At 65.6% G+C, this 24383-nt stretch carries 24 protein-coding genes; 9 read left to right on the plus strand and 15 right to left on the minus strand.

The genetic code is table 11. The features are described 5' to 3' along the window. Positions 1–29: 29 nt before the first annotated feature. Both V4558_05480 and V4558_05485 read right to left on the minus strand, forming a co-directional pair. Positions 30–395: a DMT family protein gene (locus V4558_05480; protein ID MES2304934.1), complete on the minus strand. Its 366-nt coding sequence runs from the start codon at positions 393–395 to the stop codon at positions 30–32. Positions 396–614: 219 nt separating this feature from the next. After that, the gene (locus V4558_05485; protein ID MES2304935.1) at positions 615–1508 is read right to left on the minus strand and encodes a hypothetical protein; all 894 of its coding nucleotides are present in this window, start codon (positions 1506–1508) and stop codon (positions 615–617) included. A 122-nt stretch (positions 1509–1630) separates the two neighbouring features. On the opposite strand from V4558_05485, the gene V4558_05490 reads away from it, so the two are divergent. After that, a complete protein-coding gene (locus V4558_05490) occupies positions 1631–3106 on the plus strand; it encodes a bifunctional metallophosphatase/5'-nucleotidase (protein ID MES2304936.1) in 1476 nt (491 codons plus the stop codon). Positions 3107–3138: 32 nt separating this feature from the next. After that, positions 3139–3687, plus strand: coding sequence for a RidA family protein (locus tag V4558_05495; protein MES2304937.1), 549 nt, complete (start codon positions 3139–3141; stop codon positions 3685–3687). Between the two features lie 120 nt (positions 3688–3807). Here the strand turns inward: V4558_05495 and V4558_05500 are convergent, their stop codons facing one another. The 9 genes from V4558_05500 to V4558_05540 all read right to left on the minus strand — a co-directional run bounded on the left by V4558_05500 (position 3808) and on the right by V4558_05540 (position 12035). Beyond that, positions 3808–4173, minus strand: coding sequence for a VOC family protein (locus tag V4558_05500; GenBank protein MES2304938.1), 366 nt, complete (start codon positions 4171–4173; stop codon positions 3808–3810). 35 nt (positions 4174–4208) lie between these two features. After that, the gene (gene bstA, locus V4558_05505) at positions 4209–4742 is read right to left on the minus strand and encodes a bacillithiol transferase BstA (protein ID MES2304939.1); all 534 of its coding nucleotides are present in this window, start codon (positions 4740–4742) and stop codon (positions 4209–4211) included. Positions 4743–4759: 17 nt separating this feature from the next. Further along, positions 4760–5371, minus strand: a complete 612-nt coding sequence (locus V4558_05510) for a YdeI/OmpD-associated family protein (GenBank protein ID MES2304940.1) — start codon at positions 5369–5371, stop codon at positions 4760–4762. A gap of 38 nt (positions 5372–5409) precedes the next feature. Further along, positions 5410–6624: a hypothetical protein gene (locus V4558_05515; GenBank protein MES2304941.1), complete on the minus strand. Its 1215-nt coding sequence runs from the start codon at positions 6622–6624 to the stop codon at positions 5410–5412. Next, positions 6624–7352, minus strand: a complete 729-nt coding sequence (locus V4558_05520; GenBank protein MES2304942.1) for a DUF481 domain-containing protein — start codon at positions 7350–7352, stop codon at positions 6624–6626. The genes V4558_05515 and V4558_05520 overlap by 1 nt, the downstream gene beginning before the upstream one ends. Positions 7353–7411: 59 nt before the next feature. Beyond that, positions 7412–8500 carry a DNA recombination protein RmuC gene (gene rmuC, locus V4558_05525; protein MES2304943.1) on the minus strand — a complete coding sequence of 363 codons (1089 nt, stop codon included), beginning with the start codon at positions 8498–8500 and terminating at the stop codon, positions 7412–7414. Next, complete coding sequence (locus V4558_05530; protein ID MES2304944.1) at positions 8490–8930, minus strand: DinB family protein; 441 nt, start codon at positions 8928–8930, stop codon at positions 8490–8492. The genes rmuC and V4558_05530 overlap by 11 nt, the downstream gene beginning before the upstream one ends. Positions 8931–9114: 184 nt before the next feature. Next, the gene (locus V4558_05535; GenBank protein MES2304945.1) at positions 9115–10572 is read right to left on the minus strand and encodes a hypothetical protein; all 1458 of its coding nucleotides are present in this window, start codon (positions 10570–10572) and stop codon (positions 9115–9117) included. After that, positions 10572–12035, minus strand: a complete 1464-nt coding sequence (locus V4558_05540; GenBank protein MES2304946.1) for an Ig-like domain-containing protein — start codon at positions 12033–12035, stop codon at positions 10572–10574. Before V4558_05540 ends, V4558_05535 begins: the two co-directional genes overlap by 1 nt. 228 nt (positions 12036–12263) lie before the next feature. Here V4558_05540 and V4558_05545 point away from each other — a divergent pair, with 228 nt between their 5' ends. Then, positions 12264–12620: a GIY-YIG nuclease family protein gene (locus V4558_05545; protein MES2304947.1), complete on the plus strand. Its 357-nt coding sequence runs from the start codon at positions 12264–12266 to the stop codon at positions 12618–12620. 91 nt (positions 12621–12711) lie between these two features. Continuing rightward, on the plus strand, positions 12712–13044 hold the full coding sequence (locus V4558_05550; protein ID MES2304948.1) for a GIY-YIG nuclease family protein: 333 nt from the start codon (positions 12712–12714) through the stop codon (positions 13042–13044). Positions 13045–13312: 268 nt separating this feature from the next. Here the strand turns inward: V4558_05550 and V4558_05555 are convergent, their stop codons facing one another. From V4558_05555 to V4558_05570, 4 genes are all read right to left on the minus strand, one after another. Next, positions 13313–14482, minus strand: coding sequence for an alanyl-tRNA editing protein (locus V4558_05555; protein ID MES2304949.1), 1170 nt, complete (start codon positions 14480–14482; stop codon positions 13313–13315). After that, on the minus strand, positions 14482–15276 hold the full coding sequence (locus V4558_05560) for an MOSC N-terminal beta barrel domain-containing protein (protein MES2304950.1): 795 nt from the start codon (positions 15274–15276) through the stop codon (positions 14482–14484). Before V4558_05560 ends, V4558_05555 begins: the two co-directional genes overlap by 1 nt. A gap of 3 nt (positions 15277–15279) precedes the next feature. Continuing rightward, positions 15280–15663 (minus strand): VOC family protein, encoded by a 384-nt coding sequence (locus tag V4558_05565; GenBank protein MES2304951.1) that lies wholly within the window; start codon positions 15661–15663, stop codon positions 15280–15282. A gap of 176 nt (positions 15664–15839) precedes the next feature. After that, on the minus strand, positions 15840–17456 hold the full coding sequence (locus V4558_05570; GenBank protein ID MES2304952.1) for a glycosyltransferase family 39 protein: 1617 nt from the start codon (positions 17454–17456) through the stop codon (positions 15840–15842). A 423-nt stretch (positions 17457–17879) separates the two neighbouring features. Between V4558_05570 and V4558_05575 the strand changes: the two genes are divergently transcribed. The 5 genes from V4558_05575 to V4558_05595 all read left to right on the plus strand — a co-directional run. Then, complete coding sequence (locus V4558_05575; protein MES2304953.1) at positions 17880–19955, plus strand: beta-N-acetylhexosaminidase; 2076 nt, start codon at positions 17880–17882, stop codon at positions 19953–19955. Between the two features lie 96 nt (positions 19956–20051). Next, positions 20052–20789, plus strand: coding sequence for a DUF1080 domain-containing protein (locus V4558_05580; protein MES2304954.1), 738 nt, complete (start codon positions 20052–20054; stop codon positions 20787–20789). Further along, a complete protein-coding gene (locus tag V4558_05585; protein MES2304955.1) occupies positions 20786–21976 on the plus strand; it encodes a nucleoside permease in 1191 nt (396 codons plus the stop codon). Before V4558_05580 ends, V4558_05585 begins: the two co-directional genes overlap by 4 nt. A gap of 235 nt (positions 21977–22211) precedes the next feature. Continuing rightward, positions 22212–23543, plus strand: a complete 1332-nt coding sequence (locus V4558_05590; protein MES2304956.1) for a Gfo/Idh/MocA family oxidoreductase — start codon at positions 22212–22214, stop codon at positions 23541–23543. 9 nt (positions 23544–23552) lie between these two features. After that, the coding region (locus tag V4558_05595) for a copper homeostasis protein CutC (protein MES2304957.1) at positions 23553–24383 on the plus strand (831 nt) is incomplete at its 3' end.

Consider the following 24383-nt stretch of genomic DNA (forward strand, 5'->3'; position numbering starts at 1 on the left):
CGGTCTCAGACCTGGCCTCCGCTCACCGTTCAAGCTCCCCGGAACGCGAAATACACCGCACCGACCAGGCAGGCCCCGGCATACAGATGATCCAGCTTGAACTGCTGCTTCATGAAGAGAATCGCAAACGGCACGAAAACCACCAGAGTGATCACCTCCTGCATCACCTTGAGCTGCGGCAGGGAGAGCGCCGTGAAGCCGATCCGGTTCGCGGGCACCTGCAGCATGTACTCGAAGAGGGCGATCCCCCAGCTCACCAGCACCGCGATGTACCAGGGCTTGCTGCTGAGCGACTTGAGATGGCCGTACCAGGCGAACGTCATGAAGAGGTTCGAGCCGATCAGCAGGATGATGGTGCGGAGGATGACGCCGGAATAGGGATTTTCGAGGGGCATGGGGATGGTCGCGATAAGAGGAGGCCCACCGGTGGTGCCGCCCTTGGGCGGCACCGGTCTTCGCGAAGCAGCGAAGCTCGATCTTACCGAAACGCGAAGCTTCGATCAATCGGTGAGACCCGTGCCGCGCTCGCGCGGCACCACCGAAGCGAAAGGGGCGCCCCGTTTCCGGAACGCCCCCTCCATCATCCATCATCCATCATCCATCAACCTGCCGTATCAGTCCCGGACGAGGATCAGGAACTTCCCCGCATCCCAGAAGGCCGGCGACGAGACGTGGAGATCGCCCTTCACGTGGCCGTCCGAGGTCACCGTGCTCGCGAGCAGCGACGGGCTCTGGCGGGTCACGATCTTGTACTCTTTGAGCGGCTCCGGCACCGTCAGCACGGTGTCCTTGCGACGATCGAGGCGCTGGAAGAGTTCCGGCTTCAGGTCGCGAGCTGCCGCGACAGTCTTGCCACCAAAGATCAGGAACTTGCTCCCTTCGCTCACCACGATGCCACGCTTGATGAGTTCGTCCTTGGTACCGACCGCGTAGTAGACGACGTTCGACTCATCGATGACGTGGGTCAGCGTGTCCTTGACCGCGACCTTCTCCACCGTCAGCTGATTCGTCTGGGTGGTGAGCGTGTCGACCCGCGACGTCAGCGTCTGGATCTGCACCTTCTGCTCGGTGATCAGCGCTTCCTGCGCCTGCGCCGCCGTCTTCAGGTCCTCGATTGTCTTCGAGAAGTTGTCGAGGTTCGCCATCAGCTTGACGCGCTCGCTGGACAGCCCGCCGATCTTCTTCTTCTGGGCGGCGACCTGCACTTCGGCCGCCTCGAGGCGGGCGATCACTTCGCGGACCTTGCCGAGCAACACGGCGCGCTCTTCGGCCTTGCCGGCGAGCGGACGGTCACCGGTCGAGACCGGCGAGACGCCAAGCGCCTTGACCCGGGCCAGATCGGCGTTGATCTCGGTGACCATCTGGGTCGCGGCGAGGACGTCGGCCACGAGCGAGTCCTTCTGCTCATTGACGCGGCGCTGTTCCAGCACCGTCTCGTCATATCGCTTCTTGCTCACACAACCCGTGAGCGTCCCGGCGATGACCAAAGCCATCATGAACTTGCGCATGAATACATCCTTGGAAGTAGACGTCTTTGGGACGACCTGAGGGGAGAACGATGCACAACTGGCGGCTGGCGGGCCACCCCCCGGCCCCCCAGATTCCGCCTGACCCCACTCCCGGACCGCCAATGCGCCGCCCCGCCACACTGCTCACTTTCCTGCTCCAGGCCACGACTTTCGCGGCTTTGCGGGCGCAGGCCCCGGTCCGATCGGTCACTTTCCTCCACTTCAACGACATCTACGAGATCACCCCGATGGGAGGGGGGGCCTCCGGCGGACTCGCCCGGCTGGCGACCCTCCGGGCCTCCCTCGCCCGGCGCACCCCGGCCCTGATCACCGATCTGGCGGGGGACTTCCTCTCCCCATCGGCGATGGGGCTGGCCCAGGTCGACGGTGCCCGGCTCGCCGGCCGGCAGATGGTCTCGATCCTCAACGCCGTCGGGCTCCAGTGGGCGACCCTCGGCAACCACGAGTTCGACCTCCGGCTCGATGAGTTCCTCGACCGCCTCGGCGAGTCACGGTTCGGGTATGTCGTGAGCAACGTGACCGACTCGACCGGCAAGCTCTTTCCGCACACCCAGCGCCACGCGATCCTCCGCATCAAGAGCCCCGGCGGCCTCGTCCGCATCGGCCTCATCGGGCTGGTGATCGACGACAACAAGCCGGCGTGGACCCGCTTCGAGGATCCGATCGTGGCGGCGAAGCGCGAGGTGGCCTTGATCAAGGACTCCGTCGACGCGATCGTGGCGATCACCCATCTCACGCTCGCGAGCGATCAACGCGTCGTGGAACTCGTCCCCGAGATCGCTCTGCTCCTCGGCGGCCACGAGCACGAGAACTACGAAATCCGCCGCGGCGCCGCCTTCACGCCGATCGTCAAGGCCGACGCCAACGTACGCACCGTCGCGGTGGTCACCCTGACCTTCGCGAAGAAGGGCGCGCGCCCGGCCGCGGCCGTCCGATTCATCCCGCTCGACATGAGCATTGCACTCGACCCGAAGGTGAGTCGCGAAGTGGCGACCTGGGTCGCGCGCTCCGATACGGCCTATATCGCGGCGGGCCTCGATCCGCACGCGCGCGTCACCGTGCTCCCCGAACCGCTCGATGGTCGTGAGGCCACCGTGCGAGTGCGTCAGGCGCCGCTGCCGATGCTGATTGCGGAGGCACTCCGCGCCGAAGTGCCGGGAGCCGAAGTGGGGATCATGAACGGCGGGTCGATCCGGATCGACGATGTGATTCCGGCAGGGCCGCTCACGCAGTACGACGTGATTCGAATCCTCCCCTTCGGGGGCAACGTCGTAGGGACCACGATGACTGGTTCGATGCTCCGCCGGGTGCTCGAACAGGGGGAGGCCAATCGCGGGAGCGGCGGCTATCTCCACCCGGCGGGGGCCGAGCGTCAGGGTGACCATTGGGTCGTCGGCGGGGTCCCTCTCGATCCGACCCGACGTTACCGTGTGGCGACCACCGATTTCCTCGTCACCGGACGCGAGAAGGGGCTCGCCTTTCTCGCCCCTGACAATCCCGAGCTCGGCCCCATCACACCTTTCAGGGACATCCGCAAGGCCCTGATCGATCGCTTCAAGGCGAAGTACGGTTCGTGATCACCCAACGCATTCCTCAGCCGGAGCTCTTCGTGACTCCCCGCCTTCTGCCCCTCGTGCTCGTCGGACTCGCCGCCTGTTCGCCCGCACCGGCGCGCACGCTACCCGGACCAATGGCTGGCATCCCGGTCTCCTCGGCCCCAACGCGCATCACCGCACCGGGCGTTCCTTCGCTCGAAGGGATTCCCCAGGCCGTGCGCGTCGGCTTCACCGTCTATGTCTCGGGGATGGTCCCGGTCGACTCTGCCGGCAACATCATCGGCAGCGGTGACCTCGCTGCGCAGACGCGCCAACTGCTCGTGAACCTCGACGCCGTGGTACGCGCCGCACACGGCGTGCCGGGCGATGTCGTGAAGGTGACGCTCTATCTCAAGGATGCGACGCCCGAAACGATCTCGACCGCGCGCGCGGCACTCCTCGATGGACTCGACAAGCTCACGCCACCGGCGCTCACCGTAGTCGGCGTCGCCGCGTTGCCGGAGCCGTCGATGCGCGTGATGCTCGACGCGACGGCGGTGTTGCGCTCCGAATATCCTGATCGTACCCGCCCGGGCGGGGCGGGGCGTTCGCGGGGGCGGTAGGGGATTCCCGGTGGTGCCGCCCTTGGGCGGCACCGGTTTCCGAAACGAGGGGGGGTTGGAGGTTTGCTCTAAGGTGAGACCGGTGCCGCCCAAGGGCGGCACCACCGGAAACTTCTCGGCTTACTCCGCGGGCTTCTGATAAAGCTCAATCCGGTTCCCTTCCGGATCTGACAGCCAGGCAAAATCTCCGGTCGCGGTTTCCTGCCGCTCATCCACGGTCAATCCCGATTCGCCCAGCTGCTCGATGAAGGCATCGAGATCGGGCACGACCCAGGTGACTTCGACCAGTCGCCGGTCGTGACCGAGCGGATGGTTCGTCTGATGAATGGCGAAGGCAGTGCCCGGCAACTCGACCCACCAGAAATGGCTGTCCGGCTCGCGAGTGAAGTGCAGGCCGAGGTGCTTCTCGTACCAGTGCGCCAATGAGTCGGCGTGATCGGCGAAGAGGACGATGCCACCAATTCCAGCCACGCTCTGCCGTTCCATGCATCAGCTCCGCTGTTGGGAAGATGGGGTGAGGCTCACCAGCCGCGCGCTGTGCGCAGCGTGGTGATGTGTGCCACGTGGTGTCGACAGTGCCACGCATACAGGCCGAGCGTCTGCCAGAGGGTGTTCGTCGTTCCGGTCTCTGGATGATAGAAGGTACGATCAAACTGGGCCGGTGTCATCGCCACCATCATTGCCGACCAGCGCGCGTGCAATCCGTCGAGCAGCTGCAGCGAGGGTGCGACCGGCAACGCGCGGGCCTCAGGCAGCTCGGCCCAGAGGGCTTCGATATACGGCTTGATGGTGGGCTGATCTTCGGTGAGAGCGAGCTTGAAGCGGCAGTAGGCGTTGAGGTGCGAGTCGGCGACATGATGCACCAGCTGCCGGACGGTCCAGCCCCCGTCACGATACGGGGTGTCGAGCTGGGCATCGTCGAGGTTCCAGATCGCCGAGCGGAGGAGGTCGGGGAAGTCCTCGATCTGGCGGAACCACTCGGAGCGAAGCGCATCATCGGGGGCGGTGGCGGGAGCCTGGTACTTGCCGATGGGATAGCGCGGGTCTGTCGTCATCGTTGTTGTCCTGGGAGTCAGGTGATCCGGTATTTGGCTCCCGACCAGATCGCGTCGATGGCGATCAGGGAGAGCCGGGTGATCTCATCACGTTCGGTAGACTCCCAACCGATGTCGCGATTGAGGGTGCTGACGTGGCCGGGTCGCTTCTTCGGGAACGCGACCCAGAGGGCGCCCCCGCTGACGCCCGCCTTGATCGCTGCCGGCAGCCGCTTGGCCAGCTTCGCGGCGCTGTCGGCGTAGAGCACCACGACATCGAAGCCGCCCTTCCCCGCCTCGGTCGCGAGCGTCGTCCCCTTCGGCAACTTCTTGTAAGTCGCCATCGCTTCGGCGTCAGCATCCAGCACCAGGAGGCGCTGACCCGGCTTGATCTTCATCTTGTCGACGGTTGGCGCGGTGGAGATGGTATTGCTGAGCGAGGGGCGATCGCTCGCGAGCATTGCCAGCGTCTTCGCCAGACGCCGCTCGCGAGTCTCCGGTTTCTTCGCCTCGACGAGGGCCTGGATGTGTTCCTTGCGATGGGTGTAGGCGAGGGCATCGAACACCGCCTTCGCATTCGCATCGCGGGCGAGGGCGGCTTTCAGGTCGGGAGGGACGACGAGGGTGGGGCGCGTCTCTTTCTTGAGCAACGGCGGATCCCTCCGAAGAGAATCGTTGGGCGGCGGGACTACCGCTTCAGGCGGTAGACCCGGACGTATTCGACATCGTTTTCATCGCGAATGACGCCGACCACCCGATCGGCAGTGATCTGATGCAACTCGAACCGGCGGGGCAAGGTGATCGCCCCGAGCCACCGCCCTTCCGCGTCGAGCACGGTCCAGCGCGGCGGGATCGAATCGCGCATGATCGGGCCGACATCGTCCCGCAGCCAGATTGCACCGGTCGCGTCGACCACCATCTGATAGGTCGCTGGAAGTGTGGCAGGGACACCGATCTCACTATAGAGTCGACGCAACTCGTTCGCGAAATCAGGCGGGAGCTGCCGCAGTTGCTCGCCCTGCTGGAAACCGAGTGCAGCAAGATCCGATTGCGGAATCAGCCGCCGGGCCCGATCAACGCGATAGCTCGAGACCATGCGGCCGATCGAATCGTAGACCATCACCCCGTCGATGTTGCCGGTCCCGACCAGCGTACTGGTGCCGCGGGTCGCAATCACCGTGCGGTTGCCGAACGGGCGCTCGATGATCGAGACGAACTTCTTCGAGATCACCGCCAGGGCCTCACTCCCCGGCACGGTGACAATCGGCGCTCCGATGGTACCGAGCGCACTCGCCCGGCGCAACGGAATCGTATCGCGGCGCCAGCCCGATTTGTCGCCGGTGGCCGCGCCCGAGCGACCCGAGAGGAGCAGCGTGCCGTCGCCGAAGATGCCAGCAGGGACAAAGCCGAATCGAGTCGCGGCGCTGGTGTCGCGACGCGCTAGTGCAAAACGACGGACGACCTTGCCATCGGGGCTGATCAGCGTCGCCCGATCGAGCTGGGCATCCCAGATCAGGAGCGAATCACTCGAGGTGCCGACGAGGTGCACACTGCGGAATTCACCTGGTCCACTCCCTGCGCGGCCGGTGCGGCCGACCTCGACGCCGCGCTTGTCGAAGAAGAGCACGCTCTTCTCGCCGCCGCTCGCGACCGCAATACCGCCATTCGAGAGCAACCGCACGCCGTTGACTTCCACCAGCAGCACGTGGTTCGGGCCGGTCGCCTCGCCGATCGAGAGCACGGCACTCGTGTCGAGCTGCCACTCGGCCTTGTCGCCCCACGCCGGCGATGTCGAGGTCACGATGCGCACGCCGGCGGAATCGGTGACGGTATTGCTCACCGGCTTCTTCTCGCCGCTGCAGGCCGAGACGAGGAGTGCGACTGCGAACAGCGAATGACGCATCAGAGCGAGACCTGGATGCCGGAGGTGAAGAGTCGGTCGGTGCTGAGGAAGCCGGGCTCCGGCAGACCGTCGTAGCGCACGACATAGGAGAGTCGCACCGAGACCTGCTTCGTGAGCGGTGCCGTCATCAGCGACTCGGTGTTGATACGCAGGTCGGCGCTCTGCCGGAAATTCGGCAGCAGCTCCACGACTTGCGACACCATGGCGCGATTGCTGAGCTGATGCGAATAGGCGCTCGCCGCCCGGCCACCGAGGAAGTCGAGGTCCCGGGTCTTGCCGGCGATGCCGCGCTGTGAGGTGAGCGAGATGCCGCCTTCGATCGAGAACTTGTCCTTGGTGCTCTTCACCAGCTGCGCCGTGACACCCACCGTGTTGCCGATACGGGAATTGAGGCCGGCGAACACGTTGCGTTCGTAGTTCACCGAGGCGTAGACGCCGAAGGTCGGCTGGAAGGCGAGGTCGGCGCGCAGCCCGGCGCGCCAGAGGGACGTCACCACGAGGCCCTTGCTGCGCCCGTGGACGACAGCAAAGCTCTGCGAAATGGTGACCTGGCCGCTCTTCACGCTGATCCGGTCGCCAACGTTGAGGGTCTGCACCGAGGAATTGCCCGCCGTGCTCACGTAGCCCAGATCGGTCAGGAACTTGATGACCGGTGGCGTGGCCGGCTTGACCGCCGCTGTGTCGTCAGGCGTGGCGGTCAGGAGTGGCAGCAAGGCGAGCAACAGCATCGGTGGCCTCCCGGGCATCAGGACCTCCCGGGGATATGCCCCGGAAGGACCCAAGGTAATCAAACGTCGGGGTCGCCCAGGCCCAGGAGCCGCTCCGTCGCGTCGGCCGGGAGCTGTTCCACGTCGCGGAGCTGCTTCTGCATCGCCCGGGTCCGGACATCGGTCAGGTCGAGGGTGGTCCGGGCGGTCTCGAGCTGCTTCTTGACCCGGTCGAGCACATCACCGAAGCGGCCAAACTCGGTCTTCACCGCGCCGAGCAGGCGCCACACTTCGCTCGCGCGTTCCTCGATCGCCAGCGTCCTGAACCCCATCCGCAGCGACGAGAGCAGTGCCGCGAGGGTCGTCGGCCCCGCCGGCACTACCCGACATTCGCGCTGCAGCTGATCGGTGAGCCCCGGCATCCGCAGCACTTCGGCGTAGAGCCCTTCGGTGGGAAGAAAGAGAATCGCGAAATCGGTCGTGCGCGGCGGATCGAGATACTTGGTTCCGATATCCTTGCCCGCGACCATCACGGCGCGACTGAGTGCCGCCTGCGCCAGTTGCGTCGCGTCCGCATCACCCTTCTCGGCCGACTCCACCAGCCGCAGATAATCTTCCTGCGGAAACTTCGCGTCGAGTGGCAGCCAGACCGGCGCGCCACCGCTCGGCCCCGGCAACTTCACCGCGAACTCGACCAGATCGTTGGAACCCTCGCGGGTCTTGACGTTGCGGGCGTACTGGTCGGGCGTCAGCACCTGCTCGAGAATCGCGCCGAGCTGCACCTCGCCCCAGTTGCCGCGCGTTTTCACATTGCCGAGCACGCGCTTGAGTTCACCGACGCCGGTCGCAAGTGACTGCATCTCGCCGAGGCCGCGGTGGACGGCTTCGAGTCGATCACTCACCTGCTTGAATGATTCGCCGAGGCGCTGTTCGAGGGTGGCCTGCAACTTTTCGTCGACGGTAGCGCGAATGGTGTCGAGTTGTTTCGACATCTCGTCGCGGAAGTGGCGCTGCTGTTCGGCCTGTTCGGTGCGGGCGGCGCGGAGTTCGTCACGCAATGCGCGCTCGAGCGTCGCGCCGTCGGCGGGCCGCAGGCGCCAGAGCACCACCAGCAGCAACACGATCGCCACGCCGAGAAGCGCGGCGAGAAGCATCGTCTCAGTGCTCACGCACGAAGGTGATGAAGTCGGTGCCGATCGGCAAACCCTCTCCCAGCCGCACGCCGCGAATCACCTGACCACGGTGATGCATGCCGTGCATGCAGACGTGATGCAGGATCTCGTCGACGGTGTTGGTCCAGGTCTCGCCGCGGAGGTTGGTGTAGGTCAGCGATCGCGCGCGGCCGGCCTCATCGAGTGGAATCGATTTGAGCGAGGCGTGAATGCTCGCGGCAACTTCGCGGCAGGTCGCGAGATCGAATTCCGGGAAAACCGGGATGTCACTCGGGATCCCGGTGATTCTCGCAATCCAGATCGCCTCGGCGCCGAGGACGTGCGAATAGATCTTGAGCAGGGCGGGGTCGGGCGCAGGCAGGGTCGCGAGCGAATCGGCGACGCGCGTGTCGGCCCAGATCAGATGATCGATGAGGCGAGAGAGCATGGAGCAAAGATAGGATGATGGATGGTGGATGATGGATGACAGATGGGTGATGGGTGATGGGTGATTCCAAGGTGTCACCCTGAGCGAAGCGAGGGGGCGGAGTTCCGGCTTCCTCGACTCCGCCCGCTCCGCGGGCTCCCCCGCAAGAGCGGCGGGTCAGGCTGCTCAGGATAACAACCCCCAGCTACGGCGCCGGCACCGGCACCCCGACGCCGCGGAAGTACGCCCAGGAACAGACGGTAGAGCCGCTGACGTGGGAAGAGCATATCGCGGCGCTGCCCTGAGTCAGGATATGATCGAAGCCGGTGAGACCGGCGCCGTATTCCGGATCAGCAATGACCATGTTGTCGAAGGGCCCCCAGCTCGCGATCCGGCCGTCCATCGTCAGGAATTGGCCGGCGTAGCCCGCATTTCCCGCGACCTCACGAAGGAGCGGATTACCGGCGACGAGTCGCGGATCCAGTGGATTCTGTCCCAAAGTAGGCCACGACATCCCTGACAGGGAAATCATGGCGGCGCCCCAGCATTCCATCTGGTTGGTCAGCGGGCGAATGCCGCACACGCCGGTGCTGACGGGTATCACTTCGCGATAACTGCGCCCCTGTGCCACGGCCGTCGGGATGGTGATCAGCTTGCCATCGGCAACGCCAAGATCTGGCCCCGGACCGCGACCCCAGCACCAGGCGCCGCCACCGAGGTCCACTCCGCACACCCGATCTTCCGACACGACCAGAGTGCTGAAGCGGACGCTTCCAACCACCGGTGCGAAGGTCGTCCTGGAGATCGTAGTGCCATCGCCGAGCTGACCGGCATTGTTTTGACCGCGACACCACGCCTGCCCGGTCGGATCGAGACCGCAGAACGTCGAGAGCGCCGGACCGGTTCCGATTCCGCTGGCGGTGATCGCGACAAAGGGCACCGGCGTCGCCACCGGCTCCATCGTGACCACGCCGGCGGTATTGCCGAGGGCGGCACAATACAATTGATGCGCCACAGTGATGCCGCAGACGTCGACATTGCGCCACTCACCGCTCCCCGACAGTTGCACGAAACGTTCGGGCCCTGCTGCGGGCACTGGTCGCATTAAAGCGGGGATGGTGGTCGGGGCGTAGTCGCGCGATGGCCAATAGGGCTTCCAGCAATACATCCGACCCGCGACATCGAGTCCGCACGCGCGCGAGCTACCGAACGCCACGGAGGTCGCCGTGAACGAAGTGACCGGGACCGAGACCGTGAGCGCCGCACCTCCTGCCGACACGTCCACTCGTTGCGTGCCGCTCTCCCATCCTGGCGCGTAGCGCACGCGAGCGATGCCATTCTCATCGGAGATGGTGATCGAGTTCGATGTCCATCCCGGATGGAGCGCCGTCCACGACCTGCTCTCCGGGATTGGTCGATCAGATTCGAGCTGCGCCGATTCACTCTGCGCGCGCCAGTCTACTGCGGCACCAACGATTGGACGACCACCCGCATCGGTGACCTTCACGGTGAGTGGCGCATCGAGCAACCACCCCGGCGTGCCGGTCGGAGGGGCGCTCACGAGCGTGAGTTGCGTCGGCTCGGCCGGCCCCGTCGGGACGTCGGGGGTGCAGGCGGCGAGCGCCAGCATCGCTGCGACGAGCAGGGTGCGAGGTACCTGCATCAGTTCGGCACCGGCACCCCGACCCCGCGGTAGTAGACCCACGAGCATACGGTCGAACCAGAGACGTGTGATGAGCAGATCGCACCGGTACCCTGAGTGAGGATCCGGTCGAAGCCGGTGAGGCCAGCACCGTATTCGGGATCTGCACTGATTCCAAGATCGAACGGAACCTGGTCGCCCCAGTTCGCGACCTGACCGGTCGTTGTCAGGAACTGTCCGGAACTGCCCGCACTGCCAGACATTGCACGGAGCAATGGATTGGCGGAGACGAGTCGAGGATTCGTCGGATCCTGGCCGAAACCGCCACCCGAGATTCCGGCGAGCTGGATCACAGCATTACCCCAGCATTCCATCTGATTGGTCAGGGTACGAATACCGCATACACCAAAGCTGACTGGAGTCACTTCGCGATACCCTCGCCCGACTGCGATTGCCGTTGGTACCATCGTCACGTCGCCCGAGGGAAGGCCGATCCCTCGCGCGGGACCGCTTCCCCAGCACCAGGCACCGCCACTGAGGTCCACCCCGCAGGCCCGCTCCTCCGAGGCAACCAGCGTACTGAAACGAACACTGCCGAGCACTGGCGCGAAGTCGGTGCGAGAGACTCGGGTGCCATCGCCGAGTTGCCCTGCATCGTTTCGTCCGCGACACCAGGCTTGCCCGGTGGCGTCGAGTCCGCAGAGCCAGGATTGCCCCGCCAGCGAGCCCACCCCGCTGCCGGTGAGCGCAACAAACGGCACCGGTGTTGCGACCGGTTGCATGGTGATCACGCCACTCGCATCCGCGCTTCCGAGAAACGCGCAGCGAAGCTGATGGTCCGTCGTCAGCCCGCAGACGTCCACATCCCGAAACTGATTGCCGCCCGCGAGTACCAGGTACCGCTCGGAGCCTGCGGTTGGGATGGGCCGCATCGATGCCGGCATCGTCGTCGGGATCAGCTGTCGTTCACGCCAGGCAGGTTGCCAGCAATACATCCGGCCTGCCGGATCGAGCCCGCACGCGCGGGTGCTCCCAAGCGCAACCGAGGTGGCAGAGAATGAGGTGACGGCGACCAAAACCGCCAACGTCGCATCACCCGCCGTTACACTCACTCGCTGCGTGCCGCTCTCCCATCCTGGCGCGTAGCGCACGCGGGCGATACCATTCTCATCGGAGATGGTGGTAGAGCTCGAGGTCCACCCCGGATGGAGCAGCGACCATGGCCGCTCGGGGGGAAGTGGCCGATCAGACTCGAGCTGCCCAGCCCCGCTTTCCGCCTGCCAGGTCACGACAACGCCAGCAGCTGGACGACCACCCGCATCGGTGACCTTCACGGTGAGTGGCGCATCGAGCACCCACCCGGGCGTGCCCGTAGGCGGCGAGCTCACGAGCGTGAGTTGCTCCGGATCAGCCGGTGCCGTCGGGACGTCGGGGGTGCAGGCAGCAATCAGAAGCAGCCAGGGCAGCAGGCGGGGACGGAACATCCGCAGCTCCTCTCTGGGGGAACGGGTGCGGGATCGGCAGGTTCCGAAGAAGCTACCGCAGATTGTCGGGTGTGGTGGAGGACCCAGGGGCGGGGGGGAGGGTCACAATTGAGGAGAAGGGAGGAGGGAGAAGGGAGAAGGGAGGAGGGAGGGACCCCTGCGGAAACCGAATCCCAACGGCATCGCCGAGCCCCGAAACAGCAGCCCGTCTCATCCGATACTCCAGCCATGCCCCGCCAGTATCACATCTACATCCTCGCCGATCAGGGTCGCTGCCTCACCATTGGCGTGACGGCGCAGCTCTATCGCCGCTGGCTCGCGCTGCGGGTCGCCACGGTCTGCGCTGGCTGCCGCCGCTTCCACATCGCCCGCCTCGTCTACGCCGAGACGGCCGCATCGGCCAAGTCGGCGCGGCTGCGCGAGGAGGAGCTCCGCCACTGGGACCGGCGCCGCAAGGAGCGGCTCATCAAGTCGCTCAATCCCGATCGCCTCGACCTCGGCATCGTCTGGGGCTGGCGCACTCGGCCGGTGACGAGGCTGGTGATGGGGGTGGAGGCGGAAACAGAGAGGATCGGGCAGCACTAATGTCGCCCCGGGCCATCGGGCAGGCGGGTGCTTTCACACGCGACGCCTGGGGCCTCCGAAGCCGGATGGGCAGGACCTCCGAGGGAACGCGATGACACGCGCCTACTACGTCTATATCCTCTCGAACCAGGCGCGCTGCTATTACGTCGGGATCACCAACAACATGTATCGAAGGTGGCTACAACACCGCACGGGTGAAGGGAGTGCGTTCTGTCGCGCACACCATTTAACGCGGCTGGTTTACGTCGAGACATGCGGAACCGCCAACGACGCGATCGCGCGCGAGAAGCAGCTGAAGAAGTGGCACCGGCATCGCAAGTTGCGGCTGATTGAATCGATGAATCCAGGCGGGCAGGATCTGGCGGTGCTGTGGGGATGGCGGGATGCGCCGGAATCGAGCGCGGTGGTGTTCGGGGAACGTTAGCGGACCGGCGTTGTTGCGTTTGCTCGAGGGTCCTGCCCATCCGACTGCGGGGGCCCCAGGCGTCGCGTCGCTGAGCTCCCGACTGCCCGCCGGCCCGGGGCGACATCGATGCGTTTGCTCGGCGGTCCTGCCCATCCGACTTCGGAGGCCCCAGGCGTCGCGTCTCCATGCTCCCGCCTGCCCGACGGCCCGGGGCGACAACCTTTGCGGCCAGATCCGCTCGAATGCCCGATGGCCCGGGGCGACAAGGCGCGGCACCACAGGGAGATCAGCGTTCGCCGGTGATCGCGTCGACAACATCGCGCAGCCGGCTCGCGTCCGGCGCAGTGCCCTGCGCGGCACGGGCCGAGCCACCACCACGACCACCCACGGTAACGAGCGCGGCCTTGAGCGCGGCACCAGCATCGATATCGCTGTCGGCCGAAGAGCCCACATACACCGACGGCGGCGGTGAGGTGGTCGCCACGAAAAGCACCTTTCTCATCGACGCGACACTCTGCGCCATCGCACGCAACATCCCGCCCGTCTCGCCTTCGGCCCGGTAGACCACGCGCCGGAGTCCGCTCGCATCGGGCGCCACCGCAGCGATGAGCGCCGCAAGCTTGAGTTGCGCGATGTCGCGCTCGAGCACTTCGATCCGCGCACGCGCTGCCGCGAGTTCTTCCTGACGCTTCGGGACCAGCAGCGGCAACTCCTCCACCGAACAGGAGAGCTGCTGCGCCAGGGTGCGTACCAGTGCCGCACGCGACTTCGCAAATGCCATCGCGCGGTCGCCCGCGAGGAAGCTCACCCGCACGTGGCCACGAATCTTCTCCACATCGGTGAGGAAGATCGGACCGAGGTGCGCCGTGCTGCTCACGTGCGTGCCGCCGCAGGCGCTGCGATCGATCCCTGCAATACTGATGATCCGGATCTCGCCTTCTCGCTCGGACGGCTTCCGCAAGCCCACGGCCGTCGCCGCATCCTCGAACCCCACGCTCACCGGCGCCGCCATCACCACCGCCGCGCCTGCCAACTGTTCGAGCGACTCCAGCTCCTTCTCGCCCGCCTCGGCCGTGTCGAATTCGATGGTTGAATGCGTCGGGCCGAAGTGCACACTCGCAGTAGCCCAGCCGAATTGCACGTCGGCGAGGGCCGAGAGGAGATGCTGCGCGGTGTGCTGCTGCATGTTGTCGAAGCGACGACCACGGTTGATCCGGCCGTGCACCGGCCCGAGCGGAATCGCCGAGTCGAGGACGTGGATGATGTGCGTGTCGGCATCGATGACATCGATCACGTGCGCATGCTTGAGCACACCGGTGTCGTGCGGTTGGCCACCCGAGGTCGGATAGAAGGCAGTCTGATCGAGGATCACGCGGAGCGGATCGCCATCGTAGGCAATCGCGACCGCATCGAAGTGGAGCAGGTCGGCGTCGGTGTAGTAGAGCCGTTTCGTCATCAGGCGATGACCATGTCGCCCACGGCAATGCTTCCGGGCGCACGCATCACGAGGTTCTGGCCGAAAATGGCGCCACGACCGGGAATGGTGCGGAAAGTTGCCAGCGTGCGGAGCGGCTCCTGGCGCGGGTGGCGCGCACCAGTGATCTGATCCGTCGTGAGTACGGTGCAGCGCGCACAGGACTTCACTGCATCGAACGTCATCGCGCCGACCCTCACCTCGCGCCAGTCGTCTTCACCCCACGCGGCCCCACCCTGCACCACGATGTTCGGTCGGAAGCGCGTCATCGGCACCGGTTCGGCGAGCCGCGCGTTGAGATCGGCGAGCGATTCTTCCTGGACGATGAGCGCCTGATAACCATCGGTGAACGCCGTCTGCGCATCGCTGCGCGGCGAATACTCCGGATCGATGAAGCGCTGCGACCCCGCCCCGAACCAGACCAGTCGCAAGGCCGTCCCGGTGACATCAGTGAACCACGCCGCCGCGCGCTCACCCTGATCGTGCGCGCGGAAGGCGCTGTCCCACACCACCACATCGGTCATCCGCCCGGATTGGTCGATCTCGAACGCGAGCGGCTTCGCGTGCGGCGCACGCACCGTAAGGCGATTGCCGTCGAGTTCGGGTTCGATGGTCGCGAGCAACTGCTCCTCGCGCTGGGAGACGAAACGGCCGGTCGCGTCGATGAGCATCAACCGCCGGTCGCCCACGAAGCCGATCTCGTCGAGATCGGCTCCGGCCAGTGCATGGCCGCGGCACCCCTTGATCGGGTAGCGGTGGAGCGAGACTACACGCATCGGCTACTTGGCCGTGGGATCGTTCTGCATGACTCCAAAGATGTTGCCTTCGGTGTCCTTGCCATAGGCCAGCCAGCCAATTCCGGGGATCGCCATCTTCGGCAAGGCGATGGTACCGCCCTGCTTGGTGATTTCGGCCACGGCGTAGTCGCAGGACGGGACGTCCATCGTGAGGACCCAGGCATTCACCGGCTGCCCCTCGACCGGCTCCTCGCCCCGGCGCCCGACCAGCGCGCCATCGATCCCCGGCCCCTCGCCGGTCTGGATCAGGTAGTACTCCCAGGGGCCTTCCCATTTGTTGATGGTCCAGCCAAAGACGTTGCGGTAGAAGGCCGCCGCCCGCTCGGCGTTGGCGACGTGGATTTCGAAGTGGATCGGACGGGGCATGGGTTCTCCGGGAACGGGGGATCATGGTAGGCGCGGCGCTCGCGCCGCGCGGATTTCGGAGACTACGGAAACTTCGAGCGGAAAGCGTCAGTGATTGTCACCCTGAGCGCAGCGAGGGGGCGGAGCATCGTAATAGTTCTGAGCTTCGCCCCCTCACTTCGTTCAGGGTGACAGGCTCAGTTCTTCCCCTTCTGCGCCGCCCAGATCTGCTCCAGCGACGCGCGCGGCCCCCGCCCGACCCAGATCGTGACGCGCTGCTCCTCCTTCACGCGCCACGCATCCTCTATTACTCGCGCGGCGTGGAGTTCTTGAAAGAGCGGTGCGAGTTGCGCGGAATCGCCGCCCGCTATGACGGTGACCGCCCCCGCACGGTTGCCGTGCCCCCAGAACCAGTAGGAGCCGCAGGGGCAGATCGCGGGTGGCAAGCCGTAGCGCGGGCCGTACCAGTCAATCGCGCCAGCTCGGCCGTAGTTGGTCGCCACCAGAGCCGCCGTTGCGCGTTCATTCGGCGGCAAGGAGTCCCAGACATCGACGACGTTGTCAACGAAGTCGTGCCAGCCGAGCATGTCGGCGTAATCCTGCGGCAACGGCGCCACCTCGCCGAGGTTGGTGCGCACGGTCGAGGTAATTCCCGTGCGCGAGGCATACTCGGCCATCGCGACCTTCGGCAAGATCGGCAGGCCGATGGGGATCGCGAGCGAGATGCCGAAAAGCGCGGTCACCGTGGCGGCGGCTGACACCAGCCAGCGGCGCCGCTTGTGTGCGAGAGGCTCGAGCCAGACCGCGCCGGCTGCGGCAAGTGCGGGCCACATCGGGCCCAGGTAGTACGCCTTGCCGTGCAGCACGAGGAGCAGCAGTGTGGTCGTAAGCGCGGCCACCGCCACAATTCGCCACGGCCGCAACTGCGGCGCCCTGAAGAGCGCCACCATTCCTGCGATCCCGAGCCACGTCATCGGACCGTAGAGGAGTTGTTCGCCGAGGAACCCTGCGGCGGTGACCCGCTGCAACTGACTCGCCGCGAGATCATTCATCTGTCCGCGTACCGGCCAGCCGAGCACAATCTGCCCGATGATGGCGGGCGAGCCGATCACCAGCGCGATCAGCGCGGCGAGCCACGGCTCGCGGGTGCGCAGCGCCTTGTTCAGCGGCGTTGCAAGCAACGCCACTACAACCCCCACAGCGAAGAAGCCGATCGAGAACTTCGCGAGCAGGCCGATTCCCCCGAGCACACCGAGCCAGCGCCACCACTTCGGTTGGTTGTCGACGGCGAGGATCGCGAGCAGCAGGTAGCCTACCGTCCAGATCAGTTGATCGAGCACCACCGGCTGGAAGAGCGAGCCCGAGCGCAGCGTGAGCGGCGAGAGCAGCACGGTAAACGCGGCGAGCACGGCCGCACGCTGGGTGCCGCCCATCTGCCGTGCGACTCGGCCGGTCATCAGCACCAGCGCGCCGTGACAGAGCGCGGGAATGAGCCGTAGCGCGAAGAGCGTCGAGCCGAAGAGGAGTCGCTCGAACTGCGACAGAATCGCGATGAGCGGCGGGAAGTCCATCCGGAAGAGCGAGAGATGTCGACCCATCGCGGCATAGAGGAATTCGTCGCGGTGGATTTCGTAGGGGGTGACGAGGTTCACGAGCAGGTGGATCAGGACGGCGACAAGGGCGAGGCCGAGTTCGCCGCCGAGGCGCGAGCGGCGATAGGGGCCGAGGGCCCAGTGGGCCGCGTCGTTCACGAGGACGCGCTGGGAGGTTTTGAGGAGGTCTGGTTGGCTCGTGATGCCTTTCGGGTCGGTCATTACGTATGTCGCCCTGAACGAAGTGAGGGGGCAAGGCTTCGATGCGGTTCCACGTTCCGTCCCCTCGCTGCGCTCAGGGTGACACCGCCCAAATGCTGTCGCCCTGAACGAAGTGAGGGGGCAAGGCTTCGATGCGGTTCCACGTTCCGCCCCCTCGCTGCGCTCAGGATGACACCGCCCAAATGCTGTCGCCCTGAACGAAGTGAGGGGGCAAGGCTTCGCGCCTGTACCAAGTTCCGCCCCCTCGCTGCGCTCAGGGTGACACCGCCCAAATGCTGTCGCCCTGAACGAAGTGAGGGGGCAAGGCTTCGATGTGGTTCCACGTTCCGCCCCCTCGCTGCCCCGCAACTGCAGCGGGGCAGGCTGCTCAGGGTGACAGCCCCGCTACGCTCAGGGTGACAAATCCGAAGTTACCTTTTCACCATGCCAAAATACTTTGCGCTGCTCGCCCTGCTCGCCTCGCCGGCCACAGCCCAGTTCACGCCGCGTCACACGCTGATGCCGGTGCCGGCGTCGGTGACACTCGACACGGTGCGGCTGCCGCTCGACACCACCTTCACGGTGCAGTTCGCCGGTTTCCACGACGCTCGACTCGAGCGCGCGGTGACCCGCGCCGTGGGCCGGCTCGAGGGGCGCCTCGCGAAACCGCTGTCACGAAAGTACGACGGAACCGACCGACGCGCTCGACTGATTCTCACCGTGAAGGGGTCGGGATTCGCCACCCCCGACCTCGAGGAAGACGAGTCGTATTCGCTGAAAGTGGGCTCCGATCAGGCGAGCCTCAGCGCCAATACGGTGGTCGGTGCGATGCGCGGCCTCGAGACGCTCTTGCAGCTGCAGAGCGTCGATGCCGACGGCTTCTACTTCCAGGGCGCTACCATCGAGGATGCCCCGCGCTTCAAGTGGCGCGGCGTGCTCATCGACGCCGCGCGGCACTGGGAACCGGCCGACGTCATCAAGCGCACCCTCGACGGGATGGCGGTGGTGAAGCTCAACGTGCTGCACTGGCACCTCTCCGAAGACCAGGGCTTCCGGGTCGAGAGCAAGCGCTACCCGCGGCTGCAGCAGTTCGGCTCCGACGGCAACTACTACAGCCAGGACGAGATCCGCGACATCGTGGCCTACGCCACCGATCGCGGCATTCGCGTGGTGCCGGAGTTCGACGTGCCGGGCCATACCGGCTCCTGGTTCGTGGGAATGCCGGAACTCGCCAGCGGCAGCGGCCCCTACACCATCGATCGGCGCTGGGGCGTCTTCGCGCCTACGATGGACCCCACCAAGGAAACCACCTACAAGTTCCTCGATGGCTTCATCGACGAGATGGCCACGCTCTTTCCCGACAAGTACTGGCACATCGGCGGCGACGAGGTGGCGCCCAACACCACCGAGTGGAAGACGTCGCCGCACATCCAGGCCTTCATGAAGCTGCACAAGTTCAAGACCACCGATGAACTGCAGACCTACTTCAACCAGCGCCTCATCCCCATCATCACGAAGCACGGCAAGGAAGTGATCGGCTGGGATGAGATTCTCCAGCCCGACCTCCCCAAGAAGGCGGTGATCCAGTCGTGGCGCGGCACCAATTACCTCGTCGATGCGGTGCGGCAGGGTCGGCGCGCCATTCTCTCGGCGCCGTACTATCTCGACCACATCAAGACTTCGGGCGAGATGTATTCTGCCGATCCGCTCCCGCCCAACAGCACCCTCACCGGCGTGCAGAAAAGTGCCAATCCGTACTCGATCCCAAGCGATATGCCCGCGGAGCAACAGGCGCTGGTCCTCGGTGGCGAAGCGGCGATGTGGGGTGAATACATCTCGTCGGAGACCATCGACTCGCGGCTCTGGCCGCGACTCGGTGCCCTCGCCGAGCGCTTCTGGTCGTCGCAACAGGTGCGCGATGTGCCCGATATGTATCGCCGGCTCGAGGTGACGTCGCTGCGGATCGCCGAAGTCGGACCGACGCACGAGGAGCACACCGCGCGGATGATTCGCCACTTCGCCACTGGCGATGCCGCCGCGCTCTACACTTCGCTGCTCGAGTACGCCCGCCCGCGCGGCTTCGGTGGTCGCGGCAGCAATCAGCTCACGCCGTACACCCGGCTCATCGATGCGGCACGACCCGATCCGTGGAATGACTGGCGGATGTACGAGCTGGCGAAGAAGGTCACCCGGGGCGATACCCTCGCCGCGGCGGAGCTGGGTGCGAAGTTCGCTGAAATGCAGAGCTTCCAGGCCCGGCTCGCTGATCCGTCGATCTGGAGTCCGATGGTCGCCGATGCGGTGCCCGTGGCTGGCGCGATCCACGAACTCGGTCGGCTCGGTTCCGAAGCGCTGGACTATCTCCGCAAGGGGAGCGGCTACCCGTCGACCTGGCGAAAGAGCGCCGACTCGACCCTGAACACCATCATGCTCCCGCTCAACAAGCCGTTCGGCCTGCTGCGCCCCATCGGAATCACGACCGTGCTCTGGCTGCTCGAGGCCCAACAACCAATCCCCTGACGCCGAGCATACCCCGGGCCCCTTACCTCACCTCCAGAGGGGCCCTACTTTTCTTCCTTCCGCAGCCGTTTTCCCTGCATTCCCAGAGGCCCTTCGATGTTTCGACGCGCGCTGACCAGCGTCGTCGCGTCCGCCCTTCCCGCCGCGCTGATCATCGCGTGTGGTGGGAACAGCCAGCGCGCCGCCCTCCCGCCCGAGCCCACCGGCCCGAATACCATCACGTCAGAGGAACGCCGCGACGGCTGGAAACTCCTCTTCGACGGCAACTCGACGACGGGGTGGCATAGCTACAAGCAGGCCACGGCCGTCGGCTGGGCCGCCCAGAACGGTGAGCTCTACCACACCACCGGTGGCGCCGACCTGGTGAGCGATCAGCAGTATGACTCGTTCGAGCTGCAGCTCGACTGGAAGGTCGCCACCGGCGGCAACAGCGGGATCTTCTGGTGGGCCAACGAAGGCACCGCCGAGATCTACGAGAACGCGCCCGAGATGCAGATCCTCGACAACACCGGTCACCCCGACGGCAAGTCGCCGATGACCGCGGCCGGCTCGCTCTACGGTCTCTACCCGACGCAGATCGCCCTCGCCAAGCCGGTCGGCGAATGGAACCACGCCCGGCTCATCGTGAAGGGGAGCAAGGTCGAGCAGTGGCTCAACGGCGTGAAGGTGGTGACCGCTGACTTCGACTCGAAGGAGATGAAGGACAAGATCGCGAGCACCAAGTTCAAGGCGTGGCCCACCTTCGGGAAGTCGCGTCGCGGGCACATCGGCCTGCAGTTCCACGGCACGCCGATCTGGTTCCGCAATATCGTGATCAAGGAATACGTGCGATGAGCGCGCGCCTCCGGCTCCAGGTGATGATGTTCCTGCAGTACTTCATCTGGGGCTCCTGGGCCGTGACCCTCGGCACCTACCTCGGCACCACGCTGAAGTTCGAAGGGGCCCAGATCGGGCTCATCTACGGCACCACCGCCATCGCCGCGATCGTCTCGCCCTTCTTCATGGGCACCGTCGCCGATCGCTTCCTCCCCACCGAAAAGATGCTCGCCGCGCTGCACCTCGTGGGTGCGGCACTGCTCTACTACGTGTCGCTGCAGACGACGTTTGCGACGATGTACGTGGGAATGCTCCTCTACGCGCTCTGCTACATGCCGACGCTCGCGCTCACCAACTCGCTGTCGATGAGCCACCTGAAGGACGCTGCCGCCGAATTCGGTTCGATCCGCGTCCTCGGCACCCTCGGCTGGATCGCGGTTGGCCTGCTGCTCGGCAAGCTCGCCGTCGATGCGACCGCGACGCCACTGCTGATTGCCGCCGGTGCCTCCGCTGTGCTCGGTGTCTTCTCGTTCGTGCTGCCGCACACGCCGCCGCCCGCCAAGGGGAAGCCGTTCTCGTGGCGTGACGCGGTCGGTGTCGATGCGCTGGCACTCCTGAAAGACAGCTCGTTCACCGTCTTCATGATCGGCTCCTTCCTGCTCTGCATCCCGCTCCAGTTCTACTACGCCTTCGCGAACCTCTTCCTCAACGAGGTGGGCGTCGCGAATGCTGCGGGCAAGATGACGATGGGGCAGATGTCGGAAGTCGCCTTCATGCTCGCGATCGGCGTGCTGCTGCGGAAGTTCGGCATCCGGATCATTCTGCTCGTCGCAATGCTCGCATGGGCCGCACGGTACTTCCTGTTCAGCATGGGCGACGCCACCAACGGCGTCTGGATGCTCTACATCGGCCTGCTGCTGCACGGCGTCTGCTATGACTTCTTCTTCGTCTCAGGCCAGATCTATGTCGATCAACAGGCCGGCCCGAAGATTCGCGCGGCCGCGCAGGGCTTCATCGCGCTGGTGACGCTCGGCTTCGGCAACTTCGCCGGCTCGTGGCTCAGCGGGATGATCGTCGATGCGCACAAGACGCCAACCGGTCACGACTGGACTGCGATCTGGCGGGTGCCGGCGATCGGGGCGTTGGTGATCTTTGCGATCTTTGCGTTGCTCTTTAAGCCGAAGCAGACAGCAGTGGCAGGATGACAGATGACAGATGACTGATGACGGATACTGCTCGGTGGTGCTGTCACCCTGAGCGAAGCGGCCATCAGGCCGCGCAGTCGAAGGGCCTCTCAACTCGGCAAGGGGTCCTTCGACTTCGCCCGCTTCGCGGGCTTCGCTCAGGATGACAATTCGCAGCAGTAACTATCTACCATCCACCATCTGTCATCTGTCATCTGTCATCCGTCATCCATCATCCATCATCTCCGGAGCATTGATGCCGACACGCAGAGATTTCGTAAAATCCTCCGCCGCCTCCGCTGCCGCATTCACCATCGTGCCACGCCACGTGCTCGGCGGGCCGGGGTTTACCGCGCCGAGTGATATGGTGCGCTACGCGGCGATCGGGATCGGCGGCAAGGGCGACCAGGACGTGCAGGGGATCGCCAAGGCCGGTGCGTCGGTCGCGGCGCTCTGCGACGTCGACTGGAAGCAGGGGCGCCGGAACTTCGCGCGCTTCCCCGACGCGAAGCGCTTCAAGGATTACCGCGAGATGCTCGACAAGATGGGAAGCGAGATCGACGCGGTGAGCGTGACCATCCCCGACCACGGCCACGCGGCCGCGGTGATGGCGGCGCTGCGGCTCAACAAGCATGTCTTCTGCCAGAAGCCGCTGACGCGCACGCTGGGCGAGACGCGCGCGATCATGGCCGAAGCGAAGAAGCGGAACCTGATGACCCAGATGGGGAACCAGGGCCACGCCGGGATCGGGACGCGGATGCTGCGCGAGTGGTATGAGGCCGGCGCCATCGGCGAGATCAAGGAAGTGCACTACTGGACCAACCGGCCGATCTGGCCGCAGGGCTTCAACCCCGATCAGCTCGCCTACAACGTCCCGCCGACGCTGGACTGGAATCTCTGGCTCGGCCCCTCGGGTGATCGGCCGTATTCGCCGCTGATCGCGCCGTTCAACTGGCGCGGCTACTGGGATTACGGCACCGGCGCGCTCGGCGACATCGCCTGCCACGCGATGGACGCGGCGTTCTGGACTTTCGACCTGCGCAACCCGACCAAGATTTCGCCCGACAGCACCGCCCTCTTCGAAGAGACGGCGCCGAAGAGCTCGCGGATCGACTACGAGTTCCCGGCGACCGCGTCACGGCCGGCCATCAAGGTGTCGTGGCGCGACGGCGGAATGTGGCCGCCGAAGCCGGCGCAGCTCACCGAGGCCGATACCTGGCCGATGGGCGCCGACGGCGGGCAGATGTGGGTCGGCAAGGATGGCGCGATGGTCGCCGACATCTACGGCGACAACCCGCGGCTCCTCGACGCGAAGAAGATGGATCAGTTCACCAGGACCCCCGCGCCGATCAAGTACCCGCGTTCGGCCGGTGTCTATGCCGAATGGATCAACGCGATCACCAACAAGGGCCCGCAGCCGATGTCGAACTTCGCGGGTCACTCGGGGCCGCTGACCGAGATGGTGCTCTACGGCTGCGTCGCGGTGCGGGCCGGGCGGATTCTCGAGCTCGGGCCGGATGGGATGATCAAGACCGAGCTGCCGAAGGAGTGGGTCTCGCCGACTTATCGGAGCGGCTTCTCGCTCTAGCGACCGGTGGTGCCGCGCTCGCGCGGCACCGGTATTACCGAATCAGTTGAGCTTGGACTCCCAGTGAAGCGAAGACCGGTGCCGCCCAAGGGCGGCACCACCGACGGAGATCTCGAATTGCTAATCGAAGCCTGCGTCGACACCGTACAGTCCGCGATCAACGCCCAGGCGGGCGGGGCCGACCGGATCGAGCTCTGCGACAATCTCGCCGACGCGGGCACCACCCCCTCCCACGGGACGATGGTCGCGGCGCTCGCCGCGCTCGATATCCCGGTCTTTCCGATCATCCGGCTCCGCGGCGGCGGCTTTGTCTATAGCGCGGCCGAACTCGCGGTGATGCGCCTCGATGTCGTCCACGCTCGCGAGGTGGGCTGCGACGGGGTCGTCGTCGGCGCCCTCACCGACCATGGCGACGTCGACGTCAACGCGGTGATGATCCTCAAGGAGGCCGCGGGGGATTTGCCGATCACATTCCACCGCGCCTTCGATGTCTGCGCCGATCCGGTCATCGCGCTGGAGACGCTCATCGACCTTGGAATCCACCGAATCCTGACCTCGGGGCAGCGGGAGACGGCGTGGCAGGGGCGGGAAATCATCGCCGCGCTGCGGCGGCAGGCCGAGGGGCGGATCGTGATCATGGCCGGCGGGGGGGTGGATGAGAGCAACGCCGGAGACCTGGTGCGCGAGACCGGCGTGAGCGAGATCCATGTGCGCGGGACGATGCCGTGGCGCGAGGTGATGAACTTCCACGAGGAGCCGGTGCCGTTCCGGCGAAATCTGTCGGAGGATGAGACGGTGCGCTTCGTGACGGATCCGGTGCGGATTGGGGCGATCAGGGCG

It is taken from the genome of Gemmatimonadota bacterium, from assembly GCA_040388535.1.
In the GTDB taxonomy this organism is placed as follows: Bacteria; Gemmatimonadota; Gemmatimonadetes; order Gemmatimonadales; family GWC2-71-9; genus Palsa-1233.